Origin of the sequence: Collinsella sp. CLA-ER-H2 (assembly GCF_040092405.1) — a bacterium.
Taxonomy (GTDB): domain Bacteria; phylum Actinomycetota; class Coriobacteriia; order Coriobacteriales; family Coriobacteriaceae; genus Collinsella.
On sequence record NZ_JBBNLO010000038.1, the window covers coordinates 1 to 13,989 of the forward strand.

Genomic DNA, 13,989 nt, shown 5'->3' on the forward strand with positions numbered 1-13,989 from the left:
GTCAGCAGGTCAGTGGGTCATCGTCCCGGCATTCAGCATCAGGGTAGCGCTGCGACGCGGAAATCGCGCGCCGTTGCCGCGCCCCGCAGTGCCCGCTTCCCCCGAGAACAATTATCAGTGCAGGTCAGAGCTGTGGCGTTTTGGGGCGTGCTTGACCTCCTGCAAAAAGCCTACTCACTTGGTTTTTCTGCTAGAAGACCGCCGCGAGGGAAGGCAGCTCCCTCGCGGCGGCTGACATTTGCCCAGATAAAACCTGCCAAAATAAACCTGTCTACTCTTTGAGCCAGAGCCGACACTAATTCAAATGGCGAAATCAAAGGGCGTTCTCTGCATGGAGGGCGCCCTTTTTTATCGCGGGATGTTTTGCGTGGCAGTCATGAGGCCCAGGCGGTTGCTGACGCCGAGCTTGCGATAGATGGCGTTGACATGCTTCTTGACGGTTGACTCGCTTATGAATAGCTCGTTTGCCATCTGTTTGTTCGTTTTGCCGTCGAGCATGAGCCGCATGACTTCGGCTTCGCGCGGTTGGATATTGTGTTCTGTAATGAAAGCATTTAGCTGGTTTGTGTCTTCTGTCTGGGTGAGTTTAATGCCCCGAGGATAGAGGTTGGCGAGCGCGAGGCTCGCGTGCCGAGCGACTTCGAGCAGGATTGCGAGCTCGGTGTCGGTGAAGTCTCCGGCCGTGCGTTCACGAAACAGGGTGATGCTTCCTAGCGGGCTGTCGTTGTGCGCGAGCGTGGCCGTACAGCCAAAGTAGACGCCCTGCGGTTCCATCCATTTGCGATAGATGGGCGTGGCATCGCGTCGCTCGACGTCGACGAGGTCGAGGTCGCGGTAGACGCCGACCTTATGTAAGTCAAAGCTCCATGTTGTATAGTCCATCGCGGCGTAGCGGTTGTAGTAGTCGCTCAGTGCGCGGTCGTCCATTCCGCTGCTTGCGGGGTGGACGTAGCGTGGGGCATCACTGCCCGCTGCCTCGATCAGGTCGAACATGGCGATCCGATGGGGCACGAGCCCTGTCGTTCCCTCGAGGGTCTCCTTTTGCAGCTTATCGACACCGTGTGATGCGTGGATTGCAAGCGCGAGCTCGTTGAGAGCAGTCCAGGTCGTACTGTCCAACTCAATAGTCTGCTGATTATTGCATGGGGGCATAGGGCATCCTTTCCATTGTGGAACCCAGTATGTCATGTTCTCGGCCTGAATAGAACTTTAGGTCAGCGAATGGTATACCGTCGGTCGCTGAAAGGGGCTCGAGGGACCATTGAGAACATCTCGGTGCGGCCGCATCATGGTCTCGTCAAGCAAAAGCACCGAGATTTAGGAGCTTGAAATGAAGACCATTTACGAGAGCGAGTCTACGCCAAAGAAGGACGGATTCTACATGCCCGGCGAGTACGAAGAGCAGGAGCGCACCTGGATTTTGTGGCCGCATCGCTCGGATGTGTGGCGCTGTGGTGCCAAGCCGGCGCAAAAGGTCTTTACCGAGATTATTAAGACCGTTGCACGTTTTCAGCCCATCACTGTGGGCGTCAACACTGAAGGCTTCCCCGCGGTGTGTGAGATCTTCGACGGCGTTGAGAACGTGCGCGTTATCCACATGGAGTACAACGACAGCTGGATTCGCGACCCCGGCCCGGCGTTTCTTGTCAACGACAAGGGGGACGTGGCACTCTCGCACTTCCACTTTAATGCTTACGGCGGTTTCATTGACGGCCTGTATTTCCCGTGGGACAAGGACGCTTCCATTGGCCTGCAGGTGGCACAGCTCGAGCAGGTTAACCGCTATCGTCCCGAGGATTATATCCTCGAGGGTGGCTCGTTTAACTGCGACGGCCAGGGCACCGTGGTGACCACCGAGATGTGCCTGCTCAATGAGGACCGCAACCCCCAGTACACCAAGGAGCAGATCGAGGAGAAGCTTGCCGAGTACCTGGGCATCGAGAGGGTCATTTGGATCAAGGATGGCATCGACCCGTTTGAGACCAACGGGCACGTGGACGACGTCGCATGCTTTAGTGCGCCCGGCGAGGTCTGCTGCATGTGGACCGATGATCCCAACCATAAGTTCTACAAGGAGTGCCAAGAGGCGTATAAGACGCTTTCCGAGACGACGGATGCCCGTGGCCGCAAGCTCAAGATCCACAAGGTGATTATGCCTGCGACCTCGGTATATATGACCGAGGAGGAGGCCAGCACGATTGACCCCGTCGAGGGCGTGCTGCCGCGTACCCCCGAGGATGCTTTCGAGCCGAGCTACCTCAACTTCCTGCCCATCAACGGCGCAGTGCTTGTACCGCAGTTCGGCGATCCCAATGACGCCCAGGCGCTCAAGGATATCCAGGCTGCTTATCCGGACCGTGAAGTCATCGGTATCATGACTCGCGAGGTTATCTACGGCGGCGGCAACATCCACTGCATCACCCAGCAGCAGCCCAAGGCGCGCTGTAAATAGCAGTTCCATGGTGAACAGTGCTTGATTGTCCGCACGCGAAAGTCCGCCGACTTCAATGGTCGGCGGACTTTTTGTGTGGTGGTTTCAGCTGAACGGCGGGCCGTGCGGCTTGGGTGTGCGGGCACACAATCTGGGGAAACCAAACAGATTGGGGCCTTATATGATCGACTCGAAGGGAAACGTGCGACCCGAGGGCATGTTTAACAGGGCGTACCTGGCCCCCGAAGCCCAGCGCGCATACGATACGCTGCTCGAGTGCGTGCTCAACGGGCAGAAGGGTTGCGAGGCTTCGGCGCATGCGGGCATGGATACCATCAAGGCGCTCGTATAGCTTTACGCTTTCGGATGTGACACATAGGACTGCGTGCGCCGCTCCCGGCTATATTGCCCCCGAGGTGCTTCAACTCATGGAGATAGCCGGCATCAGCGATTTCGAGAGCTTGGCAGCGTCCACGAATGCCCCCGTGTTTACGCCACAGACGGATGACTTTGGACTCGCGGTCCATATCTTTAAGATGCTTAACCGCGGAATACACCCATACGCTTCTGGTGAGCTGGACTTGGACATATTTGACCTGGACGACGATGACATTCCGCCTGCACCATTGATAAACAGCTGCGTGTGTAATGGGCACAGCCCGTTTGTGGGGACGTTGGTCGGATACGTTGTCCCAAAGTACGCTCTTGAGCTCGATGATTTTAGCGGCACTATGGGCGAGGCACTCCGTCGATCGCTGTATGGCAGGGCGGAGGAGCGTCTTGACGCACGCACATGGGCGCGCCTGCTCGACCGCTATCTATCCGAGACAGTTGTGTGCAAGCGTGGCCATCTCCACCACTCGTTACAGCACGAATGCCCTTGCTGCCGAGGAGAGCGCGCCTTGTTGACTCGTCTTGGTTGATGGTTTGGGCCGTCTTGTAGAAAGCCCGTGAGGCGACATGCAAGTTAATCCTGCGTGTCGCCTCCGTACATATAGACGATAAATCCGTCGCCGGTGTCCTGGCTGTGATCCTCCAAGATGCGCTTCATGTTGAGGTGCTCGTAGAACTGCCAGTCGGAGTTGCAGTCGCTCATCAGGAAGAATTTGGTGCACCCGGCTTTGGCGAGTTCGGCGCGCGCAAGGTCGATGAGCGCACGGCCGAGCCCCTTGCCCTGCCATTCGGGCACGATGATGATCAGGTTGAGCTGGCCTTGGGCATATTCGTTGCCCGTGGCGGCAAAGCGGTCGGCTGTTGCCTTCTCGCGGCTATCGCCAAAGAGCGAGCCTTCGAGCTTGGCATCGGCGGTCTTTGCCATCTCGGTTGCCTGGACGAACATCTCGTTGTAGCAGGGCTCCCACGTGGGATTGGTGCGTGGTTTGCCGTCTTCGAAGATACCGATGCAGCAAGCGGCGATGATGCGGCCTTCAGCTTCGGCAACGAGCGCGATGGGGGGGCGCTGCAGCTGCATGGCGATGTTAAAGCGCGCACAGAAATCGGCGGCTTCGACGTCGCCTCGGTTGCGCAGCGTGTTGCACCACAGCTGGTTGTAGATGGCGGCGATGCCGGCCAGGTCATCGAGCGTGGCGGCACGCAGAGTTACGTTGTCAAGGCTCATGGGGGCTCCTTCCAAGTTGGGTCAGGCCACCCCTGAGTGTGACATGGACGCAGGACGGCCGCATCGACCATTCGACAGGCGAGCCTCGAATCCTCGGGGACGGAGGGTCCTAAGAAGGAATGAGGGCGGATTTTCGGACACTTGCTCGATGAGAGTGGATAATCTCCCACTTTTAGCGCTGGTATAGGCCAAAAACGGGAGATTATCCACTCTCATTCTGGGTAGTCGTTGGGGACGTTCTTAAACGACCAGTCATTAAAGAACGTCCCCAATGACTACCCCAAGGAACATCCCAAACTGCCGGCAGAAAAGGAACGTCCCTAACTGCCGCATCCGGAGTAAGACAACGCCGCAGGTAGAGGACGGACAGCGAGCGGGTCGCATTTGAGACAAGGTGACGTGAAACGAAAGGGCGCTGACCTTCTGGTCGCGCCCTTGAAGTTGAACGTCAGATTGTCCAAATGCGGCCCGCGCAGCGTCGAGCCGTTACGGCGTTTGGTAAAACGCCGTAACCTACACCCGTTCCGCGATCTCGTGGATGAGGTAGTCGGTCTTTTCCCAGCCCAGGCACGGATCGGTGATCGACTTGCCAAAGACGCCGCCGTCGACCGGCTGGTTGCCGTCCTCCAGGTAGGACTCGATCATAAAGCCCTTGACCAGCTTGGAGATGGACTCGTTGCGGCGGCAGCTGTCGAGCACCTCCTTGCAAATGCGATACTGCTCAAGCGGGCGCTTACCCGAGTTGTCGTGGTTGCAGTCGATGACCGCTGCCGGATTGGCATAGCCGGCGTGCTCGGTGTAGCGTTCGGCCAGGCGCTCCAGGTGCTCGTAGTGGTAGTTGGGGTAGGTGCGACCGTCGAGACCGATGTAGCCACGCATAACGGCGTGCGCGAGCGGATTGCCGTCGCACTCGACCTCCCAGTTGCGGAAGATGAAGCTCTGGTGCGCCTGCGCGGCGTAAATGGAGTTGAGCATAACGGTGGTGGAACCGGCGGTGGGGTTCTTCATGCCCACGGGCACCGAAATACCGCTCGACACCAGGCGATGCTCCTGGTTTTCGACCGAGCGTGCGCCCACGGCCACATAGCTCAGCAGGTCAACGAGGTACTGGTAGTTGGACGGGTAGAGCATCTCATCGGCGGTAAAGAAGCCGGTCTCCTCGATGACGCGCAGGTGCATGTGGCGGATGGCCTTGACGCCCTCGAGCAGGTCGTCGGGAGCCTCGGGGTTGGGGTTGTGCAGAAGACCCTTGTAGCCGGTGCCCTTGGTACGCGGCTTGTTGGTGTAGACGCGCGGAATGATGATGAGCTTGTCCTTGACCTCTTCGGCGGTCTTGGCCAGGCGGTTCATGTATTCGAGGACCGAATCCTCGCGGTCGGCAGAGCACGGGCCGATGATGAGCACCTTGCGCGCGTCCTCGCCGGTAAAGACCTTGGCGACTTCGGCATCGAATGCCTGCTTTTTGGCGGTAAGCTCTGCGGAAAGCGGCATTTCCTCGCGGATCTCCATGGGGATCGGCAGCTTGCGTTTGAAATCCATGGCCATGCGGGGCCTCCTTTATCAATTAACGGCAACAATTGGCGAATTCTCGAATGCTCGGCATTATCCGCTGTCGCACGCTAAAGTGCAAGCGAAACCTGCCGAAAAGGGACAGGTTTATTTTGGTCGGTTTTATCTGGGGAAATGTCGGCGGATGCCGGGAGGGAACGGCGCCGCGCGGGACCCTAAGGCTGTTGTCGGTTCCCCAGGAAATACCCTGTGGGCAAAAAATGCCAAATATGAGTACGGTTGCTATCTTAGAATCATATTGCCTTCGCAAAATAATAGACATAACAGCAAAATATGTTCATTAACGTAAACACATATAAGTTCGCTATAGGGCTGTTTGATCAATTTAGGGACGCGTGTAAGCCGTGAAAACGGCATTTGGGGCTGTTTTGGCTGTTACTAAAAAAGTAACAGTACTCATATTTGCCATTTTTTGCCCACGGGCCTCGAAGGGGCTGTCAATCAGGTCCCAGGGGAGGCGGTTCGAGGGTCGCAAAACAAAAACGGGGGCGCAGGTTGTCCTGCGCCCCCGTTTTCTTGGCATTGCGGTTGTTTGCCGCCGGTTTTTACGCCGCCTCGTCGAATTGCGAGTTATACAGGTCGGCGTAGAAGCCGCCCTGGGCGAGTAACTCGTCGTGCGTGCCCTTCTCGACGATGTCGCCGTCGCGAATTACCAAGATCACATCGGCGTTGCGGATCGTGGACAGACGGTGTGCGATGACAAAGCTGGTACGGCCCTGCATCAGCGCATCCATGGCACGCTGAATAAGCTCCTCGGTACGAGTGTCAACGTTGGAGGTCGCCTCGTCCAGAATCAGCGCCGGGCGGTCGGCCAAAATGGCACGGGCGATGGTCACGAGCTGGCGCTGACCCTGCGACAGGTTAGTGCCCTCCTCGTTGATCATAAAGTCGTAGCCACCGGCAAGCGTATGGATAAAGTGGTCGCAACGTGCGGCGCGCGCGGCGGCTTCGACCTCGGCATCGCTCGCATCGGGGCGTCCGTAGCGGATGTTCTCGCGGATGGTGCCGTTAAACAGCCAGGTATCCTGCAGCACCATGGCAAACTCGCCGCGCAGCGCCGCGCGGTCCCAGTCGCGCACGTCGACGCCCTCGACACGCAGCGAACCGCCGTCCACATCGTAGAAGCGCTGCAGCAGCTTGATGAGCGTGGTCTTGCCGGCGCCGGTGGGGCCGACGATGGCGATGGTCTGGCCGGGCTGCGCCTCGCAGCTAAAGTCGTGGATGATGGTCTTGTCGGGCGTATAGCCAAACTTGACGTGATCAAACTCCACATGGCCGGGGCGCTTTTCGGGAATCTGCGCGTCGGCTTTCTGCTCCTCCTCGGGCGCGGCCAGGAACTCAAAGACGCGCTCGGTGGCGGCTGCCATCGACTGCATCGTGTTGCTCACGTTGCCCAGTTGCTGCACGGGCTGCGTAAAGTTGCGAACGTACTGGATAAAGCTCTGGATGTCGCCGGGCGTGGCGTTGCCGGTCAGTGCGAGCTGTGCGCCCACCACGACAACGCCCACGTAGCCCATGTTACCCACCAGGCTCATAAGCGGCATCATCAGGCCCGACAGGAACTGCGAGCGCCAGCCACTAATAAAGAGGCGGTCGTTTTGACGGTCGAACTCTTCGATCGAGGCCTCGGCGTGGTCGAACACCTGAATGACGTTCTGGCCGGCAAAGTCCTCCTCGATAATGCCGTTGACGGCGCCCAGAACCTGCTGCTGCTCGCGGAAGTACGGCTGCGAGAAGTGAATCATTACGGTCAAGATAATCGCGGCGGCCGGCAGCGTGAGCACGGTGACGCCGGTAAGCGGCAGGCTGATCGAAAGCATCATGACGAGCACGCCGATAATCTGCGTCACCGACGTGATGAGCTGCGTCACGCTCTGGTTGAGCGACTGACCCAGCGTATCGACGTCGTTGGTGATGCGGCTGAGTACGTCTCCCTTGCTGTGGCCGTTGAAGTAGCTCATCGGAACGACAGCGATCTTGGCGGCGATCTCCTTGCGCATGCGATAACAAATCTTTTGCGTGACGCCGGTCATGAGCCAGCCTTGGATCAGGCTGCAGACAGAACTCGCCAGATACAGACAGAGCAAAAAGCCGAGCGTCTTGGCGATCCAGGCAAAGTCGACATCGCCGGTGCCGTTGACCTTGGCAACCAAGCCCTCGAACAGTTTGGTGGTAACCTGGCCGAGCACCTTGGGCCCCACAATGTTAAAGATGACCGAGCACACGGCAAAGGCGACGGCGGCAAACACGGCAATCTTGTGCTGGCCGATATAGCCGAGCAGCTGCCTCATGGTGCCCTTAAAGTCCTTGGCCTTTTCGCCGCGACGCATGCCGCCCATGCGGCCCATGGGACCACGCTGGCGGGTGGGCTTGGGAATCTGAGTCTTGGTCTCGTCTGCCATTAGCGCTCGCCTCCTTCCATGACGGCTGCAATTTCTTCTTGGGTAAGCCCCAGCTCCTCGGCGGAAAGCTGCGACTGTGCGATCTCCAGATACGCCGGGCAGCTGCGCAGCAGCTCCTCGTGCGTGCCGGTGCCCACTACGTGGCCGTCGTCGAGCACGATGATCTGGTCGGCGTGCATGATGGTCGCGATGCGCTGGGCCACGACCACGAGTGCGGCGTCGGTAACGTTTTTGGCCAGCTCCTCGCGCAGGCGCGCGTCGGTCTTGTAGTCGAGGGCACTAAACGAGTCATCGAACACCACGACCTCGGGCTTTTTGGCCAACGCGCGGGCGATGGCCAGGCGCTGGCGCTGACCACCCGAAACATTGGAGCCGCCCTGGCTGATGGGGGAGTCGTAGCCGCCCTCGCGCTCGGCGATAAAGTCCTCGGCCTGTGAGATGCGCGCGGCTTGGCGCATGTCATCATCGCTTACCATGTCGCCGGCAAACTTGAGGTTGCTCTCGACAGTGCCCGAGAACAGGCGCCCCTGCTGCGGGATGTAACCAATGCGGCGACGCAGCTCGGAAAGGGTCATGTCGCGCACATCGACGCCGTCGAGCGAAATGCTGCCGCCCGTGACGTCGTACAGGCGCGGAATCAACTGCACAAGCGTTGACTTGCCCGAGCCCGTGGAGCCAATGATGCCGAGCATCTGGCCGGCGTGCGTGGTGAAGTTCACGCTGCTAATGACATCGGCGCGGGCATCGGGATACTGGAAGCTCACGTCGCGGAAGGTGAGCTCGCCGCGCGGCGCGCTGGCAGCAGGCAGTTTGGGCGAGACAGGGTCGTTGATACTCGTGGGGCAGGTGATGACCTCTTCCACGCGCTCGGCTGCGACCTCGGCGCGGGGCAGGATGACCGAAACCATGGTGAGGATCATAAACGCCATGACGATCTGCATGGTGTAGGAGATGAACGCCATCATGTTGCCGACCTGCATCACGCCGTCGGACACGCCCTGCGCGCCAAACCAGACGATAAGCACGGTGATGCAGTTCATGACGAGCATCATGAGCGGCATCATAAAGCTCATGGCGCGGTTGGTGTAGAGCTGCGTAGTCATCAGGTCGAGCGACGCCTTGTCAAAACGTTCGAGCTCATGCTCCTCGCGGTTGAACGAGCGGATGGGCATAAGGCCGTCGAGCAGCTCGCGGGCGGTAAGGTTCACGCGGTCCACAAAGCTCTGCATCTTTTTGAACTTGGGCATGGTGAGGCCCATGAGCACGCCGACGACGGCCGAAACCGCGATGATGGCCACAGCGATGGTCCACTCCAGGCCGGTGTGGTTGGCTAGGACGCGCATGACGGCGACGATGCCCATGACGGGGGCCATCAGGCACATACGGATAAACAGGGTTGCGGCCATCTGGATCTGCTGAATGTCGTTGGTGCAGCGGGTAATGAGCGAGGCCTGGCTAAATTTGCCCACCTCGGCTGGCGAGAAGTGCATAACCTTGTTGAAGGTCTCGCGGCGCAGGTCGCGGGCGATGGAGCAGGCGGTGCGCGACGCCACGGCACCGGTCAGGATGGTGGCGACGAGCGACACCAGGCACAGCCCAAACATCGTGGTCGCCATGCGGCTCAGGTAGGCGTTCTGCACGTCGGCGGGGTCGATGCCCTGCGCCTTGTACTCGTCCTGCACATAGCTCACGGCGCGTTGGGTCACAATGGAGCCCGACATGGAGCCCATTTTGTCCGCCATTTGGTTGGCACCCTCGACGAGCTTGCCCTGGTCGATTAGGCCGCCTTCAACGCCCAGACGCAGGCTCTTCATGGTGATCTTACCGCCGTCGGCATCAATCTGCTTTTGCATGTTCTGCGCCGCTGCGGCCTTCTGCTGCATCTCGGCGAGCTGCTCGGGCGTCATCGCTGCCATTTGCTCGGGGGTGGGCATGGCCTGGGCGGCGTTGTTGTCTTTCTCGCTGGACGAGCCCATCATGTCGCCCATGGAGTTGGCGTCGATGCCTTGGTTGAGCGAAAGGACGACGGTCTCGGGCAGGCTCATAATGTCAGCGAGCTTGCTGCCGTCGGCGCGCTCGTCCTCGGTGCCCTTGTACGTGCGAATCCCGTTTTTGTGTGCCTTGCTAAACACGGCCTCCACAGCCTTGGCGTCCTTGGCGCTCATAAAGAGTTCGAGGTCGTCGAGCGATTCGGCGCGAATGGTGTCGGGCACGGGCGAGGCGATGCCGCCTTGCTGCACGCCCACGTCGACGATGTCGCTCATATAGGTAGGCAGTGCCAGATCGGCGTTGCAGCTGATTACGATAAGTACGATAGCTGTAAACAGTGCCAGGACATGTTTTTTAAAGAGCTTGAGAATCCTCACTCGGCATCTCTCCTTTCTTGATTGCGGTCGATAATTTCGTTGGCACGTCTTAGAAGGCGCACCATCTCTTGGGTATCTGTTTCGCCGAGCTGCTCGAGGAAAGCCGCAGTGCGGTTCTCGAATTCCCGACGTTTGATTTCGAGATCCTGGAATCCTTTGTCGGTCACCGTGACGTGTACGCGACGACGGTCGGTCTTTGAGTGCTCGCGCTCGACCCAGCCCTTGGCCTCGAGGGCGCGCAGGATATTGGCGATACGGGCGCTCGAGACCCAGGCACGATCGGCGAGTTCGCTCGGCGTGAGCGAGCCGCCGGCGCGCATGAGGGCGCGCATGACGGCCATCTCGCCACCCAGAGCCTGGTCGGCAAAGCGCGAAACGCGCTGGTGCATGCTGCCAAACTCGGTAAAGAGCTGACGCCCAAGCTCATGGAAATCGGTATCTTCCACCGAAAACCCCTAACACTAGAAACTATTTTCGGTAGAAGATGATACCCCTGCGTTCGCATCTCATACAGTAGATATTTGGGACATGCCTAGAAATCTGTCTTCGCGGGCATCTCGCGCTCCCGCTCCGCCGAAAAGTAGAGCTTTAGCTACGTCCCAACCATCTGCTCATAGGCGCTTTACCCTGCTAAAGCTGGCATAACAGCTAGAGCGAACGTCGTACAAAGGCAAGGAAAAATACCATACAAATCGGTGAACGGTAGTTGTTCGCGCTCGCATTTCCTGCGGGTTTGTAAAAAACGCCTTTATGATATAAAAAAAGAAACATATAACAGCCCAGATGGAGAGGGTCGCTATGTTATCCTTCTCAGACGGGTGAAATCTTGGGTTTTGGGTTGTAGTTCCAAGGTGGACAAACGTTTTTCCCTGCACCGACGTGTGGTGAAGAACGGAAGAAGCCGGTAGTGCAAGCCGAACATTCAAGAATTCAATAAGCAGCGGTGTGAGAGAGCGCCGCATTACACGTAACTAGGAGCGTGGTTACACAATGCAGGAGGCATGGGAAGGCTTCAAGGAAGGCATCTGGACGGGAGAGGTTGACGTCCGAGACTTCATCCAGAAGAACTACACCCCCTACGAGGGCGACGAGTCGTTCCTCGTCGGCCCGACCGAGCGTACCAAGGAGCTGTGGGGCGAGGTTCTCGACCTGCTGCTTAAGGAGCGCGAGCAGGGCGGTGTCCTCGATATGGACACCAAGACCGTTACGGGTATCGTGAGCCACCCCGCTGGCTACATCGATAACGCCCACCGCGAGAAGGAGACCATCGTCGGTCTCCAGACCGACAAGCCGCTCAAGCGCGCGCTGCACGTCAACGGCGGTATCCGCATCGCTTGCCAGGCTGCCAGCCAGCACGGCTATAAGGTCGACGAGAACGTTGTCGAGCGCTACACCTTCGAGCGTAAGACCCACAACGCTGGCGTCTTCGATGTTTACACCCCCGAGATGCGTGCTTGCCGCTCGGCTCACATCATCACCGGTCTGCCCGATGGCTATGGCCGCGGCCGTATCATCGGCGACTACCGTCGTGTTGCCCTGTACGGCGTCGACTGCCTGATCAAGGACAAGGAGGCCCAGAAGGCTTCCACCCCGACGGTCATGACCGCCGACAACATCCGCGACCGCGAGGAGCTGCAGGAGCAGATCCGCGCCCTCGGCGAGCTCAAGATGATGGCCGAGACCTATGGTTTCGATATTTCCAACCCTGCCACCAACACGCAGGAGGCCATCCAGTGGATGTACTTCGCCTACCTTGCTGCCGTCAAGGAGCAGAACGGCGCTGCTATGTCCATCGGCCGTACCTCTACGTTCATCGACATCTACGCTGAGCGCGACCTTGCCAACGGTACCTTCACCGAGGAGCAGATCCAGGAGTTCGTGGATCACTTCATCATGAAGCTCCGCATGGTCAAGTTTGCCCGTACCCCCGAGTACCAGGCCCTGTTCACCGGCGATCCGCAGTGGGTCACCGAGTCCATCGGCGGCATGGGTGTTGACGGCCGTACGCTCGTTACCAAGATGAGCTACCGCTACCTGCACACGCTCGAGAACATGGGCACCAGCCCCGAGCCCAACATGACCGTTCTGTGGTCGACCCGTCTGCCCGAGAACTTCAAGAAGTTCTGCGCCAAGACTTCTGTCGCCAGCTCCTCGATTCAGTACGAGAACGACGACCTCATGCGTGTCTATCATGGCGACGACTACGGTATTGCCTGCTGCGTGTCCTCCATGCGCATCGGCAAGGAGATGCAGTTCTTCGGCGCCCGCGCCAACCTGGCCAAGTGCCTGCTGTACGCACTCAACGGCGGTGTTGACGAGGTCTCCAAGAAGCAGGTCGGTCCCAAGTATCGCGCCGTCGAGGGCGATACGCTCGATTACGACGACGTTGTGGCCAAGTACAACGACATGATGAAGTGGCTCGCTGGCGTGTACGTCAACTCGCTGAACATCATTCACTACATGCACGACAAGTACTGCTACGAGCGCATCCAGATGGCTCTGCACGACAAGCACGTGCACCGCTGGTTCGCTACGGGCATCGCTGGCCTTTCCGTCGTGGCTGACTCCCTGTCCGCCATCAAGTACGCCAAGGTCCACCCCGTCCGTGATGAGAACGGCATCATCGTCGACTTCGAGACCGAGGGCGAGTTCCCCAAGTACGGTAACGACGACGACCGCGTCGACCAGATCGCTCACGACGTTGTGCACCAGTTCATGGAGTACATCCGCATGAACGACACCTACCGCAACTCCGTGCCCACGACCTCGGTTCTGACCATTACCTCCAACGTCGTGTACGGTAAGAAGACCGGCTCCACGCCCGACGGCCGCAAGGCTGGCCAGCCGTTCGCCCCGGGTGCTAACCCCATGCACAAGCGCGATAGCCACGGCGCCATCGCTTCGCTGTCTTCGGTTTCCAAGCTCCCGTTCCGCGATGCTCAGGACGGCATCTCCAACACCTTCTCCATCATCCCGAGTGCGCTCGGCAAGGAGGACCAGGTGTTCTTTGGCGATATCGACCTTGATCAGCTGGGCGAGTAACTATTGTTAGTGCTATACTAACAATAACGATTACTGATTAGTGCGCCGGTTTCGGCCGGCGCCTATTAATCGAAGGAGACACATTATGAAGGTTTCTGAAGTTTCCGAGACCCAGGCCGATAACCTGGTCCACATGCTCGACGCTTACGCCGAGAAGGGTGGCCACCACCTGAACATCAACGTCTTCAACCGTGAGACGCTGCTCGACGCTCAGGCTCACCCCGAGAAGTACCCGCAGCTGACCATCCGCGTTTCCGGCTATGCCGTGAACTTCCACACGCTCACCAAGGAGCAGCAGGACGAGGTCATTTCGCGTACCTTCCACGACAAGTTCTAAAGGGGTTTAACTCCTGTAGGATTACTGGGGCCGGTTTTGGGTTATTTTCCAAAACGTCCTCGGACATGCAAAGAGGCTCCGCTGCGCGCGTTGCGCGGCGGAGCCTCTTTGCGTCCTGACGCTCCTATTTGGCAAGGTGTTTTTTAGAATCCATTTTGCGCTCGGCCTCGAAGGCTTGCCTGTCCCAATCGAGCGGAAGTCCGGCCTCGACCCATGCCTCGTAG

The 13,989-nt window shown here is 58.8% G+C and carries 10 protein-coding genes; 4 read left to right on the forward strand and 6 right to left on the reverse strand.

The window, feature by feature from the left end:
* Positions 1–348: 348 nt before the first annotated feature.
* Complete coding sequence (locus tag AAAX59_RS08955; RefSeq protein ID WP_271736885.1) at positions 349–1,152, reverse strand: LuxR C-terminal-related transcriptional regulator; 804 nt, start codon at positions 1,150–1,152, stop codon at positions 349–351.
* Positions 1,153–1,330: 178 nt separating this feature from the next.
* Here AAAX59_RS08955 and aguA point away from each other — a divergent pair, with 178 nt between their 5' ends.
* On the forward strand, positions 1,331–2,452 hold the full coding sequence (gene aguA, locus AAAX59_RS08960; protein ID WP_349071507.1) for an agmatine deiminase: 1,122 nt from the start codon (positions 1,331–1,333) through the stop codon (positions 2,450–2,452).
* Positions 2,453–2,612: 160 nt separating this feature from the next.
* Positions 2,613–2,783 (forward strand): hypothetical protein, encoded by a 171-nt coding sequence (locus AAAX59_RS08965; RefSeq protein WP_158554607.1) that lies wholly within the window; start codon positions 2,613–2,615, stop codon positions 2,781–2,783.
* 615 nt (positions 2,784–3,398) lie between these two features.
* Here the strand turns inward: AAAX59_RS08965 and AAAX59_RS08970 are convergent.
* The 5 genes from AAAX59_RS08970 to AAAX59_RS08990 form a co-directional block, all read right to left on the reverse strand.
* The gene (locus tag AAAX59_RS08970; protein ID WP_349071508.1) at positions 3,399–4,049 is read right to left on the reverse strand and encodes a GNAT family N-acetyltransferase; all 651 of its coding nucleotides are present in this window, start codon (positions 4,047–4,049) and stop codon (positions 3,399–3,401) included.
* 513 nt (positions 4,050–4,562) lie between these two features.
* Positions 4,563–5,594 carry a 3-deoxy-7-phosphoheptulonate synthase gene (locus tag AAAX59_RS08975; protein ID WP_195503267.1) on the reverse strand — a complete coding sequence of 344 codons (1,032 nt, stop codon included), beginning with the start codon at positions 5,592–5,594 and terminating at the stop codon, positions 4,563–4,565.
* Positions 5,595–6,163: 569 nt separating this feature from the next.
* Positions 6,164–8,020 carry an ABC transporter ATP-binding protein gene (locus AAAX59_RS08980; protein ID WP_349071509.1) on the reverse strand — a complete coding sequence of 619 codons (1,857 nt, stop codon included), beginning with the start codon at positions 8,018–8,020 and terminating at the stop codon, positions 6,164–6,166.
* A complete protein-coding gene (locus AAAX59_RS08985) occupies positions 8,020–10,386 on the reverse strand; it encodes an ABC transporter ATP-binding protein (RefSeq protein WP_349071510.1) in 2,367 nt (788 codons plus the stop codon). Before AAAX59_RS08985 ends, AAAX59_RS08980 begins: the two co-directional genes overlap by 1 nt.
* A complete protein-coding gene (locus tag AAAX59_RS08990; protein WP_148331971.1) occupies positions 10,383–10,832 on the reverse strand; it encodes a MarR family transcriptional regulator in 450 nt (149 codons plus the stop codon). Before AAAX59_RS08990 ends, AAAX59_RS08985 begins: the two co-directional genes overlap by 4 nt.
* A gap of 544 nt (positions 10,833–11,376) precedes the next feature.
* Here AAAX59_RS08990 and pflB point away from each other — a divergent pair.
* Positions 11,377–13,428 (forward strand): formate C-acetyltransferase, encoded by a 2,052-nt coding sequence (pflB, locus tag AAAX59_RS08995; RefSeq protein WP_349071511.1) that lies wholly within the window; start codon positions 11,377–11,379, stop codon positions 13,426–13,428.
* An 85-nt stretch (positions 13,429–13,513) separates the two neighbouring features.
* Complete coding sequence (gene grcA3 / locus AAAX59_RS09000) at positions 13,514–13,765, forward strand: autonomous glycyl radical cofactor GrcA3 (RefSeq protein ID WP_117583521.1); 252 nt, start codon at positions 13,514–13,516, stop codon at positions 13,763–13,765.
* Positions 13,766–13,989: the final 224 nt, after the last annotated feature.